This is a genomic window from Arthrobacter sp. TJ-236, assembly GCF_058269235.1.
Genome location: NZ_JBZCNI010000002.1, coordinates 663474 through 686575, shown reverse-complemented (window position 1 = coordinate 686575; position 23102 = coordinate 663474). Strand labels below are relative to the sequence as shown.

The window sequence follows — 23102 nt, the reverse complement described above, 5'->3', positions numbered from 1 at the left end:
AACCGTCTATTTCCTGCTGTTGATCCCAGCCGCGAGGGCGGCCGGCAGATCGAATGCAGAGCGCGACGAATGAATCATCGTTGCGCACTCATCGCTGGGTACTCATCGGATTTCCATGAGGGTTGTAACCCGCTTTCCGGGGGGACGGTTGTGGTTCGGAGCGTCACGACGCTCCAGGAGTGCCTGGACCTCGACCGCCAATTGCGCAGTCTCCACGGGCCCTCGGAACGCCCTCGAGAAGGCCTTCCGTGCTACCGCTCTTTCCATGCATGCCGGGTCGGGGTGCAGCCATGCACCCCGTCCGGACAGCCGGCGGCGCTCGTCGAGCACGGCGATCATCCTGCCGTCCTTCGATCGTGCGACAACCCGCATCACGTGTGACTGGCGGTCCCGCCGGCGGCATCCCACGCAAGTGCGAACGGGATGGCTCTCCTCCGGCTGACGCCCGGTTGTGTCAGGGCGCGGCTCGGCAGCAGTCCCTTCCATGATACCCCTTCCAGTTCCTCCACCCGACCGGTCGACCGGTCGTGGCGTCGGTCCCTGCCCTGGTCCAGGACCTGTCCCGGCCCCGGTGCATCGCGTCAGTTCGCCGCGGTGCGCGGCGGCTGCTGGGACCGGGGTGGCTGGCCCGACCGGCCCGACGGTGCGGACGTACCGGTGGTACCGGACGCGCCGGACGGCGTGGACGGTGCGGCGTCGGAGACGATGTCGATCCGCCATCCGGTGAGCTTCGCCGCGAGGCGTGCGTTCTGGCCCTCCTTGCCGATGGCCAGCGAGAGCTGGTAGTCGGGCACGACGACGCGAGCCGACCGCGTGGCTTCGTCCGTGATGGTCACCGACGTCACGCGCGACGGCGACAGCGAACTCGCGATGAAGGCGGCGGCGTCGTCGTTGTAGTCGACGATGTCGATCTTCTCGTCGTTGAGCTCGTTCATGACGGCCCGCACACGCGTACCCATCTCACCGATGCAGGCGCCCTTCGCGTTGACGCCCGGGACGTTCGCCCTCACCGCGATCTTCGTCCGGTGCCCGGCCTCGCGGGCCATGGCGACGATCTCCACCGTCCTGTCCGCGATCTCCGGGACCTCGAGTTCGAAGAGCTTCCGGACCAGGCCGGGGTGGGAGCGCGAGAGCGTGATCGACGGACCCTTCATGCCGCGGTGCACGTCGACGACGAACGCCCGGAGACGCGAGCCGTGGAGGTACTTCTCCCCGGGGACCTGCTCGGGCGGGGGCAGCACGGCCTCGACCGAGCCGAGGTTCACCTGCACCATGTGCGGGTTGGTGCCCTGCTGGATCATCCCAGCGACGAGCTCGCCCTCCTTGCCGCGGAATTCGCCGAGGATGTTGTCGTCCTCGGCGTCGCGCAGCCGCTGCAGGATCACCTGGCGGGCGGTACTCGCTGCGATACGGCCGAATCCGGTGGGGGTGTCGTCGAACTCGCCGACCGGCTCGCCGTCGTCGTCCTTCTCCGTCGCCCAGATGGTCACGTGGCCGTTGCGGCGGTCCAGTTCGGCGCGCGCGGTCTCGTGCGCTCCCGGCGTGCGGTGGTAGGCGATGAGCAGTGCCTGCTCGATCGTCGGTACGAGCTTGTCGAGCGGGATCTCCCGCTCGCGCTCGAGCAGCCTCAGCGCGCTCATGTCAATGTCCATGTGGGTCTCCTTGGGCGTGGTGCCCGGGCCCGGAGGTGTCCGGTCCGGCTCCATCGATGTCGTGGACGCCGTCGTCGGCGTTGGCTTCGTCGGGATCGCCGGCGTGCGGCGCGTCGTCGAGGTGAGCGAACTCGACCTGGACGATCCCCTTGCGGATCTTCGAGAAGTCGAGGGCGAGCGGGTCGCCCTGCTTCGGTTTGGTGCCCTTCTTCACGGGCAGCTCGGGCAGCAGCCGGATGCCCGTCGCGGTGACGTCGAGCAGTCGTCCGAGGACGACGTCGCCGCTGACCGGCTTCACCTCGATCATCCGCCCGACGTTGCGGCGCCAGTGGCGCGGCTCGGTCAGGGGACGCGAGACGCCGGGCGAGGAGATCTCGAGGTTGTACGGGCGGTCGTCGCCCTCGTCGTCGGAGATGCTGTCCATCGCCGCGGAGAGGTCGGAGGAGACGGACGAGATGACGTCCAGGCCCACGCTCCCCGACGCCGTCTCGGGGAGGTCGACGATCACGTGGATGGTGCGGTGGCTCCCGGCGACCTTGATGTCGATCTCCTCGAGGAAGAGGTCATGCTGTTCGACGACGGGCTGCAGCCGCGTGCGCAGCCGCTGGGCTTCGACCTGCAGCTCCGCCTCGACGGACGGCCTGCGGGCCGCGGCATGATGTTCGTTCCCGGACCGGACCGCCATGACTGCCTCCCGCTCGATGATGTTGTCCTTCCAGAGTACCGACATTCCGCTGGGCGGAGTGTATGGCCGGAGCGGAACGGGCCACCCGTGACATCATCGGGGACTGTGGAGAAGCAGGGGCGGACGAGGCGCGAGGGGCTCCCCCGACGCGCGCGCTCCGCCATGACCCGCCTGGTCGCGTGGTGCGCGCGGTTGGTCGGACTCGCCGTCGTGGTGCTCCTCGTGGTGGGCATCGGCGCCGGTCTGCGGGCGCCCGACCGCGAGGCCCCGGTCTACTCCGCGTCGCAGGAAGCGCAGCTCTCAGCCGAGAAGCGCTTCCGCTCACTCGCCGCGTCGGCCCGGAACCTCTCGGCGACCGAACCGGCACTCGCCGACCTGCTCCTCTCGACGGCCTCGGATCTGGACCGGCAGGCCGACGCCGTCGCCCTCCCCCGTTCCCCGGACTCTCCCGGCCCCGCTGCCCTTCCCCTCCCGTCCGACGCGCCCGCATCGGGCTCTCCGGACCCGGATTCTGCGGAGGCAACGCCGGAGGGCGCTGCGCCCACGGACGCGGTTCGCCCGGCCGTCGACGCACCCCGGTTCCTGTCGCTGCTCCGGGAGAGCGCCCTCGGCAGTCTCGCGGACGCGCTCGACGCCGATCCGGGACCCGCCCGCGTGCTGGCCGCCGCGGGTGCGAACCAGTGGCAGCGGACGCTCTCCCTCGCTGCCGCGCTCAGCGTCGCGTCGGATCTGCCCGCGCCGGACGCCGCCGCCCTGACGGCCCTCGACGACGCGAGCGGCCCCTTCGACGCGAGCGGCCCCTTCGGCGCGACCGGCCCCTTCGGCACGGCCGGACCCGGCGCCACGGCCGGCTCGACGGACGAGCCGGTGACCGGGCCGATGCCCACCCCGGCCCCCGGCAGCACGTCGGGCACCGGTGAGCCGACCCCGAACCCGGTCCCGGGGTCGGAGTGCGCAGGCACACCGCTCGGGCCGGACGCCGACCGGCAGGCACTCACGAACGCGAGGGCGGCGGCGGAGCAGGCACACTACGGCTACGAGGTCGCGGCAGCGCTGCTGCCGGACCGTGACGCTCCCCTCCGACGCGCGGCAGAACACGAGTCCGCCGCGCGCCTCGCCGCGGGGCGCCTCACCGTCCTGTGCGCGGACCAACCCCCGGTTCCCGCCGGCTTCGTGCTCACGGCGGCCTTTCGCTCGGACCCGGTGGGCGAGCTGCGGCGCCTCGAGGAGCAGCACGTGGATCTCTACGCGGGATACGTGGCGACGGTCGGCCGGGATGCGCGTGCCTGGGCGTCGATCTCCCTGGTGGCGGCGGTCCTGCGGAGCGTGGAGTCCGGCGCGCCGCTGGAGCCGCTGCCGGGTATCAACGCGGAACCGCGTCCGGCCGACGGCCCGCCCAGTACGTCGGGCGACGCCGGTTCACCCTCCCCCATGCCGGGGCAGGACGCGGAGGAGGAGCGGCGCGATGGCGACTGACGTGCCGGTCCCGGCGAGCCGCACGCCGCACGGAATCCCCGACCTGCCGGAACGGCTCGTCCGCAGTGCCCGCGCGATCGAGGGTGGCGCCGCCTGGCTGCGCACCTGGGGCGACCTCCTGCGCGACCGCCTCGAGGCGTGGAACCTCGAGCTGGACCTGCCGCCCGACGGCAGCGTCTGGTCCGGCCAGTGCGCCGTCGCGATCCCGGTGACCCGCCTGAACGCCGATCCGGACGCAGATCCGGACGACGACGCAGTGCGGGCCGTCCTCAAACTCACCGTCCCGCACGACGAGGCGCTGACCGAACCGGACGCCCTCGAGCTCTGGGACGGCTGCGGCGCGGTCCGCCTGCTGGCGGCGTCGCGCAATGACTACGCGCTCCTGCTGCCGAGGCTCGACGGCGACCGCTCCCTCGCCGACGTGCCGCTCGCCGACACCCCCGACGCATGGGGCCGCGTGGTGCGCGCGCTCTCGCTCCCCGTCGGCGAGGGGCCGCAGTGGGCCGCGTTCCCCCACCTCGCAGCGGAGGCGGAGCAGTGGACCGACACCCTGCCCGCGCGCTGGGACGAGCTGGGCCGGCCGTTCCCGCGCTGGCTCATGGAGGAGGCGCTCGAGGTCTGCCAGTTCCGTGGGATCGTGGGGCGCCGCTCGGCCCGCGATGTCCTGGTGCACTCCGACCTGCACTACGAGAACCTCCTGCCCTCGACCCCGGGCCGGCTGCGGGACTTCACGGCGATCGACCCGAAACCCGTACTCGGCGACGCGGAGTACGCCCTGGCCCCGATGCTGTGGAACCGGCTGCAGGACCTCGACGCCTCGGATCCCGCGGGGCATTTGCGCGCGCATTGCGCTGCCCTGGCCGACGCGGCAGGCATGGACGCCGAACTCGCCGTCGGATGGGCCGTGGTGCGGGAAGTCCGCAACGCGCTCTGGTACGTGGGCCTCGGGCGGACCGGCGGCGCCGAGCGCTCGCTGTGGGTGGCGAGTTCCGTGCTCGGCAGGACGCTCGACGGGCTACCTGCCGCGCGCGACCTCGAGGTGCTCTGAGGCCACGAGCGGCCGGATGTTCTCCACCCAGACGTCGTGACCGAGCTTCAGGATCAGCGCACCGACCACCACGAGGAACACGATCCTGATGAATCTGCTCCCCTGGCTGATGGCCATGCGGGAGCCGGTGTAGCCGCCCGCCATGTTCGCGACGCCGAGCAGGAGCCCGAGGCCCCACAGGATGGAGCCGTTGGGCAGGAAGAACATGAGCGCACCGAAGTTGGTGGCCATGTTCACGATCTTCGCCTTGGCGCTGGCGCCGAGGAAGTTGTACCCGAGCAGGGTCACCATCGCGATGATCAGGAAGGAGCCCGTCCCGGGACCGATCAGCCCGTCGTAGAAGCCGATGACGAGCCCGATCCCACCTGCGGTGCCGTAGTGGCGGGCACCCTGGTGGCGGAGCTGGGTCAGCGTGCCGACGGACGGCTTGAGCGCCGTGAAGACCGCCACCGCGACGAGCGCGACGACGATGATCGGCTTGAAGACAGAGGCCGGCAGGGACGCGGCGAGCACGGCACCGCCGAAGCTGCCCATGAGCGCGATACCCGCCATCGGCAGCGCCGTGCGCAGGTCCGGGTGCGCCCGGCGGTAGTAGGTGACGGCGCTCGTCGTGGTGCCGAAGATCGACCCGAGCTTGTTCGTGGCGAGCGCCTCCACCGGGGTGATGCCGGGCACCAGCAGCAGCGCCGGCAGCTGCAGCAGACCGCCGCCACCCACCACGGCGTCCACCCATCCTGCGGCGAACCCTGCCACGAGGACCAGCAAAATGGTGGCGAGCTGCAACTCCTCGAGGCCCGAACCGAGGGGGAACACGGCCGCTAGTGCGCGGTGATGTCGAGCAGCAGCGCGACGGCGTCGTCGAGCGCGACGTTCTGCGCCTCACCCGTCCGCCGGTCCTTGACCTCCAGCACGCCGTCGGCGAGACCGCGGCCCACCACGACGATCGTCGGCACGCCGATGAGCTCCGCGTCACCGAACTTCACGCCCGGGGACACCTTCGGGCGGTCGTCGTAGAGCACCGTGAGCCCGGCGGACTCGAGTTCGGTCGCGAGCTTCTCGGCCGCCTCGAAGATCTCCGCACCCTTGCCGGTCGCGACGACATGCACGTCCGCGGGGGCGACGTTGCGGGGCCAGATGATGCCGCGGTCGTCGAAGTTGGACTCGACGAGCGCCGCGATGGCACGTGTGACGCCCACGCCGTAGGAACCCATGGTGACCGTGGCGAGCTTGCCGTTCTGGTCGAGCACCTTGAGGCCGAGCGCCTCGGCGTAGGTGCGCCCGAGCTGGAAGATGTGGCCCATCTCGATGCCCCGCGCAGCGACCAGCGGGCCGGAGCCGTCCGGAGCCTCGTCACCCTCGCGCACCTCGACGGCCTCAATGGTGCCGTCCCAGGTGAAGTCGCGGCCGGCCACGAGCCCGAAGACGTGCCGTCCCTGCTCGTTGGCGCCGGTGATCCAGGCGGTACCCACCACGATGCGGGGATCCACGAGGTAGCGCAGCCCCGTCGACGATTCAGAGCCGAGGACCGCAGCCTCGAGCGTGAGGCCGGGGCCGATGTAGCCCTTGACCAGGCCGGGGTGCTTCTTCAGGTCGTCCTCGGTGGCGGCCTCGACGGCCACCTCGCCACCGGTCTCCAGGTGACCGGCGATCGTCGCCTCGATGCGCTTGAGGTCCACGGTGCGGTCGCCCGGGACGGCGACGACGACGATCTCGCGCTCCCCCGTGGGCAGGACGGCGGCGAGGACGACGTTCTTGAGCGTGTCCGCTGCCGTCCAGGGACGGTCGTCGCGGGGCACGGAGGAGTTGGCGTGCTGCACGAGGGTGTCGATGGTCGGCGTGTCCGGGGTGTCGCGGACCTCCGCGGCGGGCGCGTCGGTGAAGTCGACGGCGGCGGGCACCACCGTGGTGACGGCCTCCACGTTGGCGGTGTAGCCGCCCGCCGAGCGGACGAAGGTGTCCTCACCGATGGGCGTGGGGTGGAGGAACTCCTCGCTCCTGGAACCGCCCATGGCGCCGGCGGTCGCCGTCACGGGAACCACCTCGAGGCCCAGACGGTCGAAGATCCTCAGGTACGCGCCGCGGTGGCGCTGGTAGCTCGCCTCGAGGCCCTCGTCGTCGATGTCGAAGGAGTAGGAGTCCTTCATGATGAACTCGCGTCCGCGGAGGAGCCCGGCGCGGGGCCGAGCCTCGTCACGGTACTTGGTCTGGATCTGGAAGAGGCTGAGCGGCAGGTCCTTGTACGAGGTGTACAGGTCCTTCACGAGGAGGGTGAACATCTCCTCGTGGGTGGGTGCCAGGAGGTAGTCCGCGCCCTTGCGGTCCTTCAGCCGGAAGATCCCGTCACCGTACTCGGTCCACCTGTTGGTGGCCTCGTAGGGCTCCCTCGGCAGCAGCGCGGGGAAGTGCACTTCCTGGGCGCCGATGGCTTCCATCTCCTCGCGGACGATCCCCTCGACCCGCGCCAGGACCTTCAGTCCGAGCGGCAGCCAGCTGTAGATCCCCGGCGCCGCGCGGCGGATGTAGCCGGCGCGGACGAGCAGGCGGTGGCTCGCGACCTCGGCGTCGGCGGGATCCTCGCGGAGCGTGCGGAGGAAGAGGGTCGAGAGTCGTAGGACCACGCGGGTTGTTCCGTTCATGTTCGTCGGGCCGTGCCGTGACGCTCCCCGCCGTGGGGCGGAGAACCACGTACCAATCTAGTGGGTCGGCGGAGGCGCGCCGAGGCACGGTCCGCTCGACGGGCTATGCCTCCGGACGAGCAGGGCCTCGGGAAGAGCTCTAGAAGAGGATGGTCGCGAACGTGTCGACCTGCCGGAACCCCACGCGCTGGTAGGCGGCGATGGCCCGCGCGTTGTAGGAGTTCACGTACAGGCTCACGGTCGGTGCGAGGGCCCGCGCGGCGACGACGACGGCGGCCATGTAGGCGGCACTGAGCCCGCGACCGCGCTGGTCCGGGTGCATCCACACGCCCTGGACCTGCACCGTCTGGGAGGAGACCGTGCCGAGTTCGGCCTTGAAGATCACCCCGCCGTCGTCGTCGAAGGCCGCGAGCGAATGCTTCCGTCCGATCAGCGAGGCGACGCGCCGCCGGTAGTGCTCGGAGCCGCCGATGAAGGGCGAGTAGCCGACCTCCTCCTCGAACATGGCCGCGCACGCGGGGAGCACGCGGTCGAGTTCGTCGGGGCGCGTGAACCGGAGGTCCGATGCGGGGGTGATCAGCGGGTCGGTGTCGATGGACATGAGGGGCTGGTTGGGCCGTACGTCGAACGGGTCGGCGCTGTAGTCCTCGAACGTGGACCAGAGGTCCATGACGCCCTCGGAGAGTCCGAAGATGGAGGAGAACGTGCGGCCGGACCGCCCGAGGTGGTCGCCGAAGATGGCACCGGTCTCGTCCGTCACACCGACCGGCACCAGGTTGACTCCTGCCCAGCAGGCCGCACGCAGCGTCCCGTGCCGGAACATCCCGATGATCTCGCCGCCGGAGAAGGAGGGCGCCGCGCTACCCATGGACTCGAGGTGGGCGGCCACGAACACGTTCGCCACGGGGTCGGCGAGCACGAGGGCCCAGAGGTCACGCGTGTCCGCCTCCCCGAGGACCCGGAAGGACCAGGGACCCTCCGGGTCGGGCTGGGGTCTAGCTAACGGTAACCATGGGGCCACCCTGGCCAGCAGTCTCGCCATCAGCTTCCATCTCCTCTGCGAGCCTCATGGCTTCCTCGATGAGTGTCTCCACGATCTGGTCCTCGGGGACGGTCTTGATGATCTCCCCCTTGACGAAGATCTGGCCCTTGCCATTGCCGGACGCGACACCCAGGTCCGCCTCGCGAGCCTCGCCGGGTCCGTTGACGACGCACCCCATGACCGCGACGCGCAGGGGCACCTCCATGCCCTCGAGGCCGGCGGTGACCTCTTCGGCGAGGGTGTAGACATCGACCTGGGCACGGCCGCACGAGGGGCAGGACACGATCTCGAGCTTGCGCGGGCGCAGGTTGAGCGACTGCAGGATCTGGTTGCCCACCTTGACCTCCTCGACCGGAGGCGCGGACAGGGAGACGCGGATGGTGTCGCCGATGCCCTTGGAGAGCAGCGCGCCGAAGGCGGTGGCCGACTTGATGGTGCCCTGGAAGGCCGGGCCCGCCTCGGTGACGCCGAGGTGCAGGGGCCAATCCCCGCGCTCGGCGAGGAGTTCGTAGGCGCGGACCATGATCACGGGGTCGTTGTGCTTGACCGAGATCTTGAAGTCGTGGAAGTCGTGCTCCTCGAACAGGGACGCCTCCCACACCGCCGACTCGACGAGTGCCTCGGGCGTCGCCTTGCCGTACTTCTCCATGAGGCGCGGATCGAGCGATCCGGCGTTCACACCGATGCGGATGGAGGTCCCGGCCGCCTTCGCCGCCTCGGCGATCTGCTTGACCTGGTCGTCGAACTTGCGGATGTTGCCCGGGTTCACACGGACGGCCGCACACCCGGCGTCGATCGCGGCGAAGACGTACTTGGGCTGGAAGTGGATGTCGGCGATCACCGGGATCTGCGACTTCCTCGCGATGATCGGGAGTGCGGCGGCGTCGTCGCTCGTGGGGCACGCCACGCGGACGATGTCGCAGCCCGTGGCCGTCAGTTCCGCGATCTGCTGGAGGGTCGCGTTGATGTCGGTGGTCTGGGTGGTGGTCATGGACTGGATGCTGATCGGGGAGTCCGACCCGACCCCCACGGAGCCGACCTTGATCTGGCGGGTCTTGCGCCGCGGAGCGAGTACCGGCGGGGGCGCTGCTGGCATTCCTAGGTTGACCGAGGTCACGACTTCCTCCATGCTGGCGGCCTGCACCGCGGATCGGACGAGCTGTTCGACTTCATTATCCACCCGGCCCACCGCGCGGGACGCCGGGCAGGACGCACGTCACACGCGGTCGCGGAACGCCCCGATGACCGGATTCCAGCCGATGGTCTTCACCGCGGAGATGGCGCCGGCGAGTGCGAAGGGATCCTGGCTGACGATCCCGTTCAGCGCGGCCTCGTCCTCGGCGGAGAACAGCAGGAGCGCCCCGCTGCCGTCGGTGAAGGGCCCGGACGACAGGACGACGCCCTGCTCCGCGAGGCCCTCGAGCCACTGGCGATGGGCCGGCCGGTGCTCGGTCCGGAGGTCGTCGTGGTCGGGGTTGTAGACGTATTCGACGGCGAAGATGCTCATGTTCTCACCCTACGTGACCGGCAGGAGGTAGACCTTGACGAGGGTGGCGATGCCCGCGGCCCACAGCATCGAGGCGAGGGTGCCGATGATGAAGCGCTCCGAGGCCGCGGGCGTCTCCTTGAGCTCGGCGTACCGGCCGAGCGCCTTCACGGCCACCACGTAGGCGATGGCGACCGGCTGGCCCCCGAGGATGGCGACGGTCACCGCGAGCCGTTCGAGGACGCCGATCACGAGCCCGCCGCGCAGCACTCCGGGCGGCAGGGCGTCGATGGGCACGCGGGGAGGTTCTGCCGGAGGGGCGGGGAGCTCCAGCTGCGGCTGGTCCGCGGGCGCCGGGAGTTCCTCGCGGCGCCTCTCCGCGCTGTCCACCGACCGCGCGAGCCGGAGCACGAGCATCGTCACGGGCGCACCCAGGGCGCCCGCCACCACGAGCGCCAGCACGATCCACAGCGCGTCCATCCGACCTCCTTGTGTCCTGGTCCATGTGTATCCCACCGCTCCCCCAAACGGCGGTCGCCGCGGTCCGGCTCAGTCGCCGTCGTCGTCTGCCCACGCGAGCAGACGCGCGGCGGCGGGACGTGCCGCCTGCTCCTCATGCCAGGCAGCGCGGGCCGCAGCCTTGCTCACGGCCTGCGGGGTGATGCCGAGGGCGCGGGCGACGACGGTCTGCGAGCCGCGCGTCCCGGGTTCCAGGAGATCGAGGATGCGCCACTCGGCCTCGGACCGGTTCATGACGTGACGCCCGAGCAGCGCCAGCACGCCCTCGGCCTCCGCGGCTGCCGCGGCGCGTCCATCGGGGGCCTCCACGGCCAGCGGGGCCTTGAAGGCGCCGCCGGCCCGCTTGGCGCGTTCGACGGCGGCACGGGCTGCGACGAAGGCGGCACCACGGCCCTCACGGGGCGAGGCCGGGAAGGGCCGCTCCACCTCGCCGATTCCGATGCCCACGTACCAGCCACCCGCTCGTAGGCACAGCATGACGGCGTCGACGACGGCGGTCGCATCCGCGAGGACGCCCTGCGCCTCGTCGCCGACCGACCGCTCCCAGGGGAGCACGGGCGTAATGGGTGCGAGGAGGTCGAGGAGTTCCGGGATCCTGTCCCCGGTCACGCGGCTGCCCATCTGGTCGATCGTGAGGACGAACATTGATCAACCGTATGCGGTTGAATTGCGGATTACAACCGATCAGCCGAAGAGGTCGACGGGCTTCACGATGTCCGCGTAGATGAGCAAGGCCCCCATACCCATGAGCAGGATCGCCACCGCGTAGGTCAGCGGCAGCAGTTTCGCCATGTCGAACGGTCCGGGATCGGGCCGCTTGAAGAGCCGCGCGACGGTCCGCCGCAGCCCCTCCCACAGGGCGCCGGCCACGTGCCCGCCGTCGAGCGGCAGCAGCGGGATGAGGTTGAAGACGAAGAGGGCGAGGTTGACGCCGGCCACGAGACCGACGAGCGTGGCCGCCCGCGAGGCGACCGGCACCTCGTCCATGGCGGAGATCTCGCCGGCGATCCGGCCCACGCCCACCACACTGATGGGCCCCTCGGGGTCGCGTGGCGCGTCGGAGAAGGCGGCCTCGCCCACGTCGACGAGCCGCTGCGGCAGGTTGAGCACCACCCCGGCGACGCTCACGAGCGAGTCCCCGACGGCGGGAAGCACCTCGCTCGCGGGCTGCCGGACGAGTTCCTGCGTGGAGCCGACGCCGATGAAGCCCACCTCCTCGGTGATCGCGACGCCGTCGTCGTCGACCGCAGCGGTGCCGGCCTCGGTGGCCACCGGCCGCTCCGTCAGCAGAGGGGTGATCGTGGACTCGACGGTCTCGCCGTCACGCACGTAGGTGATGTCCACCTCACGACCCGCGGCGTCCCGGATCCATCCGGAGAGCTGGTCCCAGTCGGTGACCTCGCGGCCGTCGAAGGCCACCACGCGGTCGCCCGGGAGGAGCCCCGCCTCGAAGGCCGGGGCCGCGGGGTCCTCGGGCGTGCACTCCGTCTGTCCCGTCGCGGCCTGCTGGCTCGCGGGCACCACGCACTCGGAGACGGAGGCGATCGTGGTGGTGGACTGGGCCGTACCGAACCCCATGATGAGCACGGCGAACAGCACCGTCCCGATCAGCAGGTTCATGAGGGGTCCGCCGAGCATGATGATGATGCGTTTCCAGATGGGCAGCCTGTAGAACACGCGATTCTCGTCCCCCGGCCGGAGCTGCTCCGCGGCCGCCTGCCGGGCGTCGTTGGAGAGCTGCTGGAACACGCCCGTACTGGACTGCCTCACGGCGCCGTCCTCGGTGGCGGCGGGCGGGAACATGCCCACCATCGACACGTAGCCGCCGGCCGGGATCGCCTTCAGCCCGTACTCGGTCTCGCCGCGGCGCCGTGACCACACCGTGGGTCCGAAACCCACCATGAACTGCGTGACGCGCACGCGGAAGAGTTTGGCGGGCACGAGGTGGCCCACCTCGTGCAGCGCGATCGACGCGGCGATGCCGAGGACCACGACGAGTACTCCGACGATGAACAGCAGAACGGTCACAGCTCTTCCTTCTGGCCTCTCGGGTCCGACGGCGCGTCGGTTGTAGATGGAGCACCCGCCGCACCCGGTGCGTCGACCGCACCGCGTCCGGACTCCCCCACGCCACAACGGATCCGTGCCCGGGTCCGTGCCCAGCGCTCGGCCCCGAGCACCTCGTCGAGCGTCACCGCGCGCGAGCCCGGGGCCGGCTCCGTGACCCGCTGTTCGTCGACCACGGCGGCCACCACGTCGACGATGTCCGTGAAACCGATGGCCCCGCTGTGGAAGGCCTCGACCGCTTCCTCGTTCGCCGCGTTGTACACCGCCATGCGCGTGCCACCCTCCGACGCCGCCCGCTTGGCCAGCGCGATCGCCGGGAACGCCTCCTCGTCGAGCGGCTCGAAGGACCACTGCGCAGCCCTGCTCCAGTCGCAGGGGCGCGCGGAGCCCGGCACCCTGAACGGCCACCCGATCCCGAGGGCGATCGGCAGCCGCATGTCCGGCGGTGAGGCCTGCGCGAGCGTGGACCCGTCGACGAACTGCACCATGGAGTGGATGACGGACTGCGGGTGCACCACGACGTCGATCCGCTCGAGGGGGATGTCGAAGAGCAGGTGGGCCTCCACCACCTCGAGGGCCTTGTTGACCATCGACGCCGAGTTCGTGCTGATCACGCGGCCCATGTCCCACGTGGGGTGCGCGAGGGCCTGCGCCGGGGTCACGTGGCGCAGCCGCTCGCGGGTCAGGCCGCGGAACGGCCCACCCGATGCCGTGAGCACCAGGCGGTCCACCTCGTCGGCGGTGCCTCCGCGCAGCGCCTGGGCGATCGCCGAGTGTTCGGAGTCGACCGGCACGAGCTGGCCCGGAGCCGCCGCCGCCCGGACGAGGGCTCCCCCGGCGATGAGCGACTCCTTGTTGGCCAGCGCCAGCAGGTGCCCGGCGGCCAGCGCGGCGAGGGTCGGCTCCAGTCCGATGGACCCCGTGATGCCGTTCAGGACGACGTCGGCGTCCGGCCAGGCGGCGACCCGCGCGGCCGCACTCCCGCCCGCGAAGAGCTGCGGCGCGTAGCCGCTCACGCCCGCGGCGTCGGCCGCGCGGGCGATCGCCCGCTCGAGGTCGGCCTCCGTGGCGGACGCGACACCGACGGCGGGAGCCCGCACGGCGACGGCCTGCTGCGCGAGGAGCTCGAGGTTGCGTCCGCCGGCGCTCAGTCCGGCCACGCCGAACCGGTCGGGGGCCGCGGCGATGACCTCGAGGGCCTGCGTGCCGATCGAGCCGGTGGATCCGAGGATCGTCACGCGCCGGTGGGCCCGCGAGAGGTTGCTGACGTCCATGGCCCCAGTATCCCGCAGACCGGCGCGCGGCCCGCTCAGGCTGTCAGGCGCGGGACCTCGCGAGGACGGCGCGTGCGTGACGGAGGATCGGCTCGTCCACCATGCGTCCCTCGAACACGAAGACGCCGCGCTCGTCCTCGGCCGCCGCGAGCAGGGCCCGGGCGCGGACCACCTCGGTCTCCTCGGGCGCGAAGGCCGCGCGGACCGCCGCGACCTGACCCGGGTGGATGCAGGCCTTGGCCCCGAATCCGGAGGCGACGGCGTCGTCGGCCTCCTCCGCCAGGCCCGCCGTGTCCGCGATGTCCACGTACACGGCGTCGATCGCGGCGACGCCCGCGGCGCCGGCGGCGAGGAGCACCTGCGAGCGCGCCTGCACGGCGACCGCCCGGTAGGCGCCGCCGGCCGATCGGCTCGAGGTGCCACCGAGGGATGCCACGAGGTCCTCCGCGCCCCACATGAGCGCGAGAACGCCGTCCGTCGCCGCGATGTCCGCGGCCCGGAGCACTCCGCGTGCCGTCTCGCAGAGCGCGATCACCTCCACCTCGCCGAGCGCCGCCCGGACGACGGCGACGTCCTCGGGCGACTCCGTCTTCGCCAGCATGACGGTGCGGTAGGGCGTGCCGCGGACAGCGTCGCAGTCGAGGACGAAGTCGTCGGTGCCGACGGCGTTCAGCCGGACGACGGTGCGGTCCGGGTCCAGCAGGGTGGCCCCGAGTGCCAGCCGTGCGGCGTCCTTCCCAGCGGGTGCCACGGCGTCCTCGAGGTCGAGGATCACGGTGTCCGACCGCTCGGCGGCCTTGGAGTAGCGCTCGGGGCGGTCGGCGGGGCAGAAGAGCAGGGCCGGTCCGAGGTGGGTGAGGCTCACGCCCGCTCCTGGGGTGCCGCGTCCGAGGACCACATGAGCACCGAGCGGGTGGCCGTCGCGACCACCTCGCCGTGCTGGTTCCGCCCGGTGTGGGTCATGGTCGCGATCCCCTGGCCCGGGCGCGACGACGACGCCCGGACCCCCGTGATCTCCGTCTCCGTGTACAGCGTGTCGCCGTGGAAGAGCGGCTTCGGGAACACGACGTCGGTGAGCCCGAGCTGCGCCACGATGGTGCCCTGCGTCAGCTGGGACACGGACTGGCCCACGAGGGTCGCGAGGGTGAGCATCGAGTTCACGAGGCGCTGACCGAACGGCTGCTCCGCGGACCACGCGGCGTCCAGGTGGAGAGCCTGCGTGTTCATGGTGAGCGTGGTGAACAGGACGTTGTCGGCCTCGGTCAGCGTGCGGCCCGGCCGGTGGGCGTAGACGGCCCCGATCTCGAGCTCGTCGAGGTACAGGCCGCGCTGCTCGATGACGCGCCGCGCGGGCGCAGCGCTCGGCGCAGCGGTCGACGCCGCCGCGGCACCGCCGTCGTCCACTCCCCCGGAGGCGTCCGTACTCACGCGACGGCTCCCCCGAGGTCGACGCGCAGCGGCGCACCGGTGGCGGCGACGACGTCCTCGGGGCTGACGCCCGGCGCGGTCTCGCGGAGCACGAGACCTTCCGCCGTCACGTCGATGACGGCGAGGTCCGTGACGATCCTGTCCACGCACCCCTTGCCCGTGAGCGGCAGCGAGCAGGACTCCACGATCTTCGGCCGACCCGCGCGGTCCACGTGCTCCATCATCACGATCACGCGCTTCGCCCCGAACACGAGGTCCATGGCGCCGCCCATCCCCTTGACCATCTTGCCGGGCACCATCCAGTTCGCGAGGTCCCCGTTCTGCGCGACCTCCATGGCACCGAGCACGGCGACGTCCACGTGACCGCCCCGGATCATGCCGAAGGAGGCTGCCGAGTCGAAGTACGCGGCCCCGGCGTTCGCCGTGACGGTCTCCTTGCCGGCATTGATGAGGTCCGGGTCCACGGCGTCCTCCGCCGGGTACGGGCCCACGCCGAGGATCCCGTTCTCGGAGTGCAGCACCACCTCCACGCCCTCGGGGATGTAGTTGGGGATCAGGGTGGGCATCCCGATGCCGAGGTTCACGTACTGGCCGTTCTCGAGCTCCAGTGCCACGCGAGCGGCGAGTTCGTTCCGGGTGAGTGCCATGGTCATGCTCCTTCGGGCGCGTTGACGCCGGTCCGCGGATCGGGGCTGCCGCCGATCGAGACGGTCCGCTTCTCCACGCGCTTCTCGACGCCGGAGGCGACGACGACACGCTGGACGAAGATACCCGGAGTGTGGATCTGCGCGGGATCGAGCTCGCCGGGCTCCACGAGCTCCTCCACCTCGGCGATCGTGATCCGGCCGGCCTGGGCGCACAGCGGGTTGAAGTTCATGGCGGTGGCGTTGAACACCAGGTTGCCGTGGCGGTCGCCCTTCCAGGCGTGCACGAGCGCGTAGTCCGGGCGCAGCGACTCCTCGAGGACGTAGTCGACGCCGTCGAAGGTGCGCACCTCCTTCGCCTGCGAGGCGACGGTGACGTTCCCCTCGGCGTCGTACTTCCGGGGCAATCCGCCCTCGCTGACCTGCGTGCCCACCCCCGCCGTGGTGTAGAAGGCGGGGATACCCGCGCCCCCGGCCCTGAGCTTCTCCGCGAGAGTGCCCTGCGGCGTCAGCTCCACCTCGAGCTCACCCGAGAGGTACTGGCGTGCGAACTCCTTGTTCTCGCCCACGTAGGAGCTGATGGTCCGGCGGATCCGGTGGTCCGTGAGCAGGATCCCGAGGCCCCAGTCGTCCACCCCGCAGTTGTTGCTGACGGTCTCCAGCTCCGACGTGCCCTGCGCGTGCAGCGCGTCGATGAGGGTCACCGGGATACCGCACAGACCGAACCCCCCGACGGCGAGCGAGGCGCCGTCGGGGATGTCCGCCACGGCGTCCGCCGCACTGCCAACCACTTTGTCGATCACTGCTTCTCCTTCGGTCGCCGCACGCAGGGCTGCGGCGGTCAGGTGCTAGAGCCCCAGATCCCTCGCGATGAGCATGAGCTGGACCTCCGTGGTCCCCTCACCGATCTCGAGGATCTTCGAATCACGGTAGTGCCTGGACACCACGAACTCGTTGATGAAGCCGTAGCCGCCGAAGATCTGCGTGGCGTCGCGGGCGTTGTCCATGGCGGCCTCACCGGCCACCAGCTTCGCGATGGACGCCTGCGTCTTGAACGGCTTCCCGGCCAGCATGCGGGCCGCGGCGTCGTAGTAGGCAAGCCGCGCGGTGTGGGCGCGGACCTGCATGCGCGCGATCTTGAACTGGATGGACTGGTACGTGCCGATGGTGCTGCCGAACGCCGAGCGTTCGTTGGCGTACTTGATGGACTGCTCCACGCACCCCTGTGCGGCACCGGTGGCGAGGGCCGCGATGGCGATCCGGCCCTCGTCGAGGATCTGCAGGAAGTTCGCGTACCCGCGGCCGCGGGCGCCGAGGAGGTTCGCCTCGGGGACACGGACGTCCTTGAGGGTGAGCGGGTGCGTGTCCGAGGCGTTCCAGCCCACCTTGTTGTAGGCCTTCTCCGCCGTGAATCCGGGTGTGTCGCTCGGTACGAGGATGGTCGAGATCTCCTTCTTGACCGTCCCGTCCGGGCGCTCGGAGGTCCCCGTGACCGCGGTGACGGTGACGAGCGAGGTGATGTCCGTGCCGGAGTTGGTGATGAACTCCTTGGTGCCGTTGATGACCCACTCCGACGCTCCTGAAGAGTCGGCCCCCGCCTCGAGCTTCGCCGTCGTCTTGGTCCCGGAGGCATCGGATCCGGCTTCGGACTCGGTCAGGCCGAAGCCGCCGAGCGCCGCACCCGACGCGAGGGAGGGCAGCCACTGCTGCTTCTGCTCCTCGGTGCCGAACCGGTACACCGGCATGGCGCCGAGGGAGACGCCGGCCTCGAGCGTGATCGCGACGGACTGGTCCACGCGGGCCAGTTGCTCGAGGGCGAGGCACAGCGCGAAGTAGTCCCCGCCCATTCCCCCGTACTGCTCGGGGAACGGCAGGCCGAACAGGCCCATGTCACCCATCTGCTTGACCACCTCGTAGGGGAAGCTGTGCTCGGCGTCGTGCGTGGCGGAGACCGGGGCCACGACCTCGTCCGCGAACTCGCGCACGGTGTCGACGAGATCCTGGTATTCCTCGCTCAGTTCGAAGTTCATGCTGCGTTCCCTTCCGTGGGACTCGGTGATTCAGTAGCGGTGGTATCGGGCGCTTCTGCCGCGCCGGCGGTGTCGGTGGCTTCGGTGGCTTCGGTGGCTTCGGTGGCTTCGGTGGCTTCGATGGTGGCGACGACCTGCTGGGCCTTCACGAGGTCGCCCGGCGCGAGGGACAGGCGGACGACGCCGGCGAGGCCCGCGGTCAGCTGGTGCTCCATCTTCATGGCCTCGACGGTGACGAGGACGTCGCCCGCCTGCACGGTTGCCCCGTCCGCGACGGTGACGGAGACGACAGTGCCGGGCATGGGACTGCGGACCAGCGGATCGGCCGAGCCCTCCTCGCGCTCGATGCGCGACAGCACGGCGTCGAGGAGTTCGCGGCGCCCGGGCCGGCGCAGGCGGGCCGACCAGCCGGCGTCGCCGATCCAGACCGTGTCGCCGTCGACGTGGTGCGTGAGCCCCGCGCGGACGCCGTCGATCGCGGCCCCGGCGCTTCCCGTGGTCACGACGACGGTCGCGTCGCCGACGGTCACGGACCATGCCGCACCGCGCCGCAGCAGGCGGACGGTGTCGGTGCCGCCGGCGTGCTCGAGGACCACCGTCCGCGGCCGCGGGGGCCCGAGGCGGAAGCCGTCGCCGCGCTGCCATGGACGGCCGCCCGCAGGAGTGGCGGCCTCGACGAGGAGGACGGCCGCGAGCGCGAGCTCACCCGGCCCCACGTGCCGGAACGCGAGCCCCGGCAGTTTCCGCTCGATCATGGTCGTGTCCAGGCGAGCAGCCCGGACGTCCTCATCGGCGATCAGCAGGCGGAGGTACTCGATGTTGGTGTCGACGCCGAGTACGCGGGTGCCGGCGAGCGCGGTGTCCAGCCGGTCGAGGGCCTGGGCGCGGTCCTCCCCCCAGGCGATGACCTTCGAGAGCATCGGGTCGTAGGAGGAGGAGACCGTGCCGCCGGTCAGCAGCGAGCTGTCCACCCGGACGCCCTCGCCGGACGGTTCGGTCAGCGCGAGGATGCGGCCGGTCGAGGGCAGGAATCCCGCCTCCGGCGTCTCGGCGTACACGCGCGCCTCCACCGCGTGCCCGGTGAGCACGACGTCGTCCTGCGTGAGCTGCAGGTGCTCGCCCGCCGCGATCCGGATCTGCCACTCGACGAGGTCCACGCCGGTCACGAGTTCGGTCACGGGATGCTCCACCTGCAGGCGCGTGTTCATCTCCATGAAGAAGAACTCGTCGGGCGCCGTGTCGGAGACGAGGAACTCGACCGTCCCGGCGCAGGTGTAGTCGACGCTCCGGGCGGCGTGACAGGCGGCCTCGCCGATGCGGCGCCGCGTGGCGTCGTCGAGCAGGGCCGACGGCGCCTCCTCGATGACCTTCTGGTGGCGGCGCTGGAGGGAGCACTCGCGCTCCCCGAGGTGGATGACCGTGCCGTGCCCGTCCGCGAGGACCTGCACCTCGATGTGGCGCGGACGCTCGACGAGCCGCTCCAGGAACAGGGTGTCGTCACCGAAGGCGCGCGCGGCGACGCGGCGCGCCGTCGCGAGGACCTCCGGGAGGTCCTCCGGGCGGTGGACGGCGTGCATGCCCTTGCCCCCGCCACCCGCGGACGGCTTGATGAGCAGGGGGAAGCCGACGTCCGTCGAGGCCCTGATGAGGGCCTCATCCGTGAGTCCCGGCTCGGCGATGCCCGGGACCACCGGCACCCCGAACCCGGCGACGTGGTTCTTCGAGCGGATCTTGTCGCCCATGACGTCGAGGGCGTGCACGCTCGGACCGATGAAGACGATCCCCGCCTCGCGCAGCGCCTCGGCGAAGGCCGCGTTCTCGCTGAGGAAGCCGTAGCCGGGATGCACCGCACCAGCGCCGGTGCGGCGGCAGGCGTCGAGCACGGCGGGAATGGAGAGGTAGCTGGACGTCGGTGCCGCCTCACCGATGCGGACGGCGACGTCGGCCTCGAGCACGTGCCGGGCACCGGCGTCGGCGTCGCTGTACACCGCGACCGAACGCAGCCCGAGGGCCCGTACGGAACGGATGACGCGGCAGGCGATCTCGCCGCGGTTCGCGACGAGCACGGTGTCGAAGGGCCAGGGACCGGCCGGAGCTGGAGGGGTCATCGGGTCACATCCTGAAGAGGCCGAAGGAGGTCTCGGGCAGCGGCGCGTTGGCGCACACGTCGAGGGCGAGGCCCAGGACGGTCCTCGTGTCCGCGGGATCGATCACGCCGTCGTCCCAGAGGCGCGCCGTCGAGTAGTAGGGGTTGCCCTGCGCCTCGTACTGGTCGCGGATGGGCTGCTTGAAGGACTCCTCGTCCTCGGGCGCCCATTCCTCGCCGCGGGCCTCGAGCTGGTCGCGCTTGACGGTGGCGAGGACGCTCGAGGCCTGGTTGCCACCCATCACCGAGATGCGGCCGGCGGGCCACATCCACAGGAAGCGCGGCGAGAACGCCCGGCCGCACATCGAGTAGTTCCCCGCGCCGAAGGACCCCCCGACGACGACGGTCAGTTTCGGGACACGGGCGGTGGCGACGGCGGTGACCATCTTGGCCCCGTTCTTCGCGATGCCGCCGGCCTCGTAGTCCTTGCCCACCATGAAGCCGGAGAGGTTCTGCAGGAACACGAGGGGCACCCCGCGCTGGTCGCAGAGCTCGATGAAGTGCGCCCCCTTGAGCGCGGACTCGCTGAACAGCACGCCGTTGTTGGCGACGATGCCGACGCGGTGGCCGTGGATGGTCGCGAAGCCGGTCACGAGGGTGGTGCCGTACTCGCACTTGAACTCGTGGAAGTGCGAGCCGTCCACGATCCGCGCGATGATCTCGCGGGCGTCGTAGGACGCGTTGACGTCCGTCGGGACGGCCCCGTAGAGCTCGTCCTCCGGCACGGCGGGCTCGAGGACCTCCGCGTCGACCGGCGGCGCGAAGGAGGCAGGTGCCGAGGGCGGCGGGAGGGTGGCGATGATGTCGCGGACGATCTCCAGCGCGTGCTGGTCGTTCTCGGCGAGGTGGTCCGTGACGCCCGAGATGCGCGAGTGCACGTCACCGCCGCCGAGCTCCTCGGCCGTCACGACCTCGCCGATGGCGGCCTTCACGAGCGGCGGCCCGCCGAGGAAGATGGTCCCCTGGTTCCGGACGATCACGGTCTCGTCGCTCATCGCGGGTACGTAGGCCCCGCCCGCGGTGCAGCTGCCCATCACCGCCGCGATCTGAGGGATCTTCCGGGCGGACATCGTGGCCTGGTTGAAGAAGATGCGGCCGAAGTGGTTGCGGTCCGGGAAGACGTCGTCCTGGCGCGGGAGGAACGCTCCACCGGAATCGACCAAGTAGACGCAGGGCAGGTTGTTCTCGAGCGCGATCTCCTGCGCACGGAGGTGCTTCTTGACCGTCATGGGGTAGTAGGTGCCGCCCTTGACGGTGGCGTCGTTGGAGAGCACCAGGACGTGGCGGCCGTGCACCAGGCCGATCCCGGCGATGGCCCCCGCTCCGGGACACTCGTCGTCGTACATGCCGTTGGCCGCGAGCGGGGCGATCTCGAGGAAGGGGCTGCCGTCGTCGAGCAGCTGGTCGATCCGCTCGCGCGGCAGGAGCTTGCCCCGCGCCACGTGGCGCTCACGGGACCGCTCGGGGCCGCCCAGGGCGGTGGCGGCGAGCCGCTCGCGGAGCTCCTGCACCAGCGCGGTCTGCGCCGCGTGATTGGCCAGGAACGACGGCGAGAGCGGGTCCACCTTCGACGCAAGGGTCTCCATCGGTCTCTTCCTCGAGCGGCCTTCAGTTAGCAGACACTAACCGGGATCAGGTTAGTGGTCATTAACCGTCCTGTCCATCAGAATGAGGGAGAACTCTCCCAGCGGACGCGAAGGACCTGCATGGAAGCACCACCCGCCGAAGACCGCATGACCGGCCGCAGCATCGCGAAGGCGTCGCGGCGCACGGCGTTGCTCCGTGCCGCCGCGCGACTGTTCGCGGAGCGCGGCTACAACGGTGTGTCCATCGAGGACCTCGGCGCGGCGGCCGGTGTGAGCGGACCCGCCGTGTATCGCCACTTCTCCGGCAAACCGGCCGTCCTCTCCGCCCTGCTGACGGGCGTCAGCGAGGATCTCCTGAGCGGTGGCCGGGACGTCGCGGCCGCCGCGCCGTCCCCCGCGGACGCCCTCCGCGGACTCATCCGGTTCCAGGTGGGCTTCGCGCTCGGGAACCCCGACGTGATCCGCGTCCAGGACCGTGACCTCGGGTCCCTGACGGACGACGACGGCCGCACGGTGCGGTCCCTGCAGCGCAGCTACGTGGAGGTCTGGGTCGAGCAGCTCGCCGCGCACCGCCCCGGCGTCGACACCTCGCTCCTGCGCTCCCGGGTGCACGCCGTGTTCGGTCTGATCAACTCCACGCCCCACACCACCCGCCGCTCGGGTACCCCCGAGGACCTCGATCTGCTCGAGGACCTCCTGCAGCACATGGCCTGGGCTGCACTGACGGTCGACGGCGGGGCCGCTCCGGCCGTGAACGGGACGCGGACCGCCTAGTACGCTGAAGCACGAGATTCCCGGGCCGCGCCGCACGAGCCGGCCCACCGCCTACTGAAAGTGACGCTGTGATCACGCTACGTCCCGTGGAAGCCGCCGATGTCGACGAGTTCTTCACCCACCAGCTGGACCCGAGCGCCAACCACATGGCCGCCTTCGGCGCCAAGAACCCCTCGGACCGCGGGGTGTTCGACCACCACTGGCAGGACATCCTGAACGACGGCAAGATCACCGTGCGCACCATCCTCTCCGACGGCGAGGTGGTGGGGAGCATCCTCGCCTACCACCACGAGGCCACGCCGGAGATCAGCTACTGGATCGACAGGTCCCGCTGGGGCCAGGGCATCACCACGGCGGCCGTCGGGCAGTTCCTGAACGAGGTCACCGAGCGGCCGCTCAGGGCGCGTGCGGTGGCCGACAACGCGAGCTCCATCCGTATCCTCGAGCGCTGGGGCTTCCGCCAGGTCGGCGAGACACAGGGCTTCGCACCCGCCCGCGGAGCCGTGGTCCGCGAGCTCATCCTCGAACTGGTCTGACGCCCGCTCTCCGGGCGGCGCATCCGGCACACGACAGGAGCCCCGCACCACGGCTGTGGTGCGGGGCTCCTGT

Annotated in this window: 22 protein-coding genes and 1 pseudogene; 4 read left to right on the top strand and 19 right to left on the bottom strand. The window is 71.0% G+C overall.

All coding sequences use genetic code 11. The features are described from left to right. Window positions 1–102: 102 nt before the first annotated feature. The 3 genes from AC4D16_RS11790 to rimP form a co-directional block, all read right to left on the bottom strand. Window positions 103–372 (bottom strand): YlxR family protein, encoded by a 270-nt coding sequence (locus AC4D16_RS11790; RefSeq protein WP_490950748.1) that lies wholly within the window; start codon window positions 370–372, stop codon window positions 103–105. Between the two features lie 209 nt (window positions 373–581). Next, window positions 582–1652, bottom strand: a complete 1071-nt coding sequence (nusA, locus tag AC4D16_RS11785; protein WP_490955128.1) for a transcription termination factor NusA — start codon at window positions 1650–1652, stop codon at window positions 582–584. Next, the gene (gene rimP, locus AC4D16_RS11780; RefSeq protein WP_490955127.1) at window positions 1642–2382 is read right to left on the bottom strand and encodes a ribosome maturation factor RimP; all 741 of its coding nucleotides are present in this window, start codon (window positions 2380–2382) and stop codon (window positions 1642–1644) included. The genes nusA and rimP overlap by 11 nt, the downstream gene beginning before the upstream one ends. Window positions 2383–2499: 117 nt before the next feature. On the opposite strand from rimP, the gene AC4D16_RS11775 reads away from it, so the two are divergent. Both AC4D16_RS11775 and AC4D16_RS11770 read left to right on the top strand, forming a co-directional pair. Then, window positions 2500–3813, top strand: coding sequence for a DUF4439 domain-containing protein (locus AC4D16_RS11775; protein WP_490955126.1), 1314 nt, complete (start codon window positions 2500–2502; stop codon window positions 3811–3813). Then, entirely contained in the window at window positions 3803–4861 is a 1059-nt protein-coding gene (locus tag AC4D16_RS11770) for an aminoglycoside phosphotransferase family protein (protein WP_490955125.1), read from the top strand. The genes AC4D16_RS11775 and AC4D16_RS11770 overlap by 11 nt, the downstream gene beginning before the upstream one ends. Here AC4D16_RS11770 and AC4D16_RS11765 read toward each other — a convergent pair. The 16 genes and pseudogenes from AC4D16_RS11765 to AC4D16_RS11690 form a co-directional block, all read right to left on the bottom strand. Continuing rightward, window positions 4829–5674, bottom strand: a complete 846-nt coding sequence (locus AC4D16_RS11765) for a sulfite exporter TauE/SafE family protein (RefSeq protein WP_490955124.1) — start codon at window positions 5672–5674, stop codon at window positions 4829–4831. The two genes, AC4D16_RS11770 and AC4D16_RS11765, sit on opposite strands and share 33 nt — an antisense overlap. A 5-nt stretch (window positions 5675–5679) precedes the next feature. Beyond that, the gene (locus AC4D16_RS11760; protein ID WP_490955199.1) at window positions 5680–7479 is read right to left on the bottom strand and encodes a proline--tRNA ligase; all 1800 of its coding nucleotides are present in this window, start codon (window positions 7477–7479) and stop codon (window positions 5680–5682) included. A 157-nt stretch (window positions 7480–7636) separates the two neighbouring features. Then, the gene (locus AC4D16_RS11755) at window positions 7637–8539 is read right to left on the bottom strand and encodes a GNAT family N-acetyltransferase (protein WP_490955123.1); all 903 of its coding nucleotides are present in this window, start codon (window positions 8537–8539) and stop codon (window positions 7637–7639) included. Continuing rightward, window positions 8493–9656: a flavodoxin-dependent (E)-4-hydroxy-3-methylbut-2-enyl-diphosphate synthase gene (gene ispG / locus AC4D16_RS11750; protein ID WP_490955122.1), complete on the bottom strand. Its 1164-nt coding sequence runs from the start codon at window positions 9654–9656 to the stop codon at window positions 8493–8495. The genes AC4D16_RS11755 and ispG overlap by 47 nt, the downstream gene beginning before the upstream one ends. Before the next feature lie 99 nt (window positions 9657–9755). Continuing rightward, window positions 9756–10046 (bottom strand): YciI family protein, encoded by a 291-nt coding sequence (locus AC4D16_RS11745; protein WP_490950741.1) that lies wholly within the window; start codon window positions 10044–10046, stop codon window positions 9756–9758. Window positions 10047–10055: 9 nt separating this feature from the next. Further along, window positions 10056–10505 (bottom strand): hypothetical protein, encoded by a 450-nt coding sequence (locus AC4D16_RS11740; RefSeq protein ID WP_490955121.1) that lies wholly within the window; start codon window positions 10503–10505, stop codon window positions 10056–10058. A 69-nt stretch (window positions 10506–10574) separates the two neighbouring features. Next, window positions 10575–11189, bottom strand: a complete 615-nt coding sequence (locus tag AC4D16_RS11735) for a MarR family transcriptional regulator (RefSeq protein WP_490955120.1) — start codon at window positions 11187–11189, stop codon at window positions 10575–10577. 39 nt (window positions 11190–11228) lie between these two features. Further along, entirely contained in the window at window positions 11229–12572 is a 1344-nt protein-coding gene (locus AC4D16_RS11730) for a M50 family metallopeptidase (protein ID WP_490950738.1), read from the bottom strand. Window positions 12573–12670: 98 nt separating this feature from the next. Further along, window positions 12671–13885, bottom strand: a pseudogene (gene dxr, locus AC4D16_RS11725) (1-deoxy-D-xylulose-5-phosphate reductoisomerase); the annotation flags it as partial. 43 nt (window positions 13886–13928) lie between these two features. Continuing rightward, window positions 13929–14750, bottom strand: coding sequence for an HpcH/HpaI aldolase/citrate lyase family protein (locus tag AC4D16_RS11720; protein WP_490955119.1), 822 nt, complete (start codon window positions 14748–14750; stop codon window positions 13929–13931). After that, window positions 14747–15289, bottom strand: coding sequence for a MaoC family dehydratase (locus AC4D16_RS11715; protein ID WP_490955198.1), 543 nt, complete (start codon window positions 15287–15289; stop codon window positions 14747–14749). The genes AC4D16_RS11720 and AC4D16_RS11715 overlap by 4 nt, the downstream gene beginning before the upstream one ends. Before the next feature lie 20 nt (window positions 15290–15309). Beyond that, complete coding sequence (locus AC4D16_RS11710) at window positions 15310–15960, bottom strand: CoA transferase subunit B (protein ID WP_490950736.1); 651 nt, start codon at window positions 15958–15960, stop codon at window positions 15310–15312. 2 nt (window positions 15961–15962) lie between these two features. Further along, complete coding sequence (locus AC4D16_RS11705) at window positions 15963–16760, bottom strand: CoA transferase subunit A (protein ID WP_490955118.1); 798 nt, start codon at window positions 16758–16760, stop codon at window positions 15963–15965. Between the two features lie 45 nt (window positions 16761–16805). Further along, on the bottom strand, window positions 16806–17987 hold the full coding sequence (locus AC4D16_RS11700; protein ID WP_490955117.1) for an acyl-CoA dehydrogenase family protein: 1182 nt from the start codon (window positions 17985–17987) through the stop codon (window positions 16806–16808). After that, window positions 17984–20095, bottom strand: coding sequence for an acetyl/propionyl/methylcrotonyl-CoA carboxylase subunit alpha (locus tag AC4D16_RS11695; protein ID WP_490955116.1), 2112 nt, complete (start codon window positions 20093–20095; stop codon window positions 17984–17986). The genes AC4D16_RS11700 and AC4D16_RS11695 overlap by 4 nt, the downstream gene beginning before the upstream one ends. Before the next feature lie 4 nt (window positions 20096–20099). Continuing rightward, complete coding sequence (locus AC4D16_RS11690; protein WP_490955115.1) at window positions 20100–21719, bottom strand: carboxyl transferase domain-containing protein; 1620 nt, start codon at window positions 21717–21719, stop codon at window positions 20100–20102. Window positions 21720–21839: 120 nt separating this feature from the next. Here AC4D16_RS11690 and AC4D16_RS11685 point away from each other — a divergent pair, with 120 nt between their 5' ends. Then, window positions 21840–22493: a TetR/AcrR family transcriptional regulator gene (locus AC4D16_RS11685; protein ID WP_490950731.1), complete on the top strand. Its 654-nt coding sequence runs from the start codon at window positions 21840–21842 to the stop codon at window positions 22491–22493. Between the two features lie 68 nt (window positions 22494–22561). Next, window positions 22562–23029 (top strand): GNAT family N-acetyltransferase, encoded by a 468-nt coding sequence (locus AC4D16_RS11680; protein ID WP_490950730.1) that lies wholly within the window; start codon window positions 22562–22564, stop codon window positions 23027–23029. Window positions 23030–23102 lie beyond the last annotated feature (73 nt).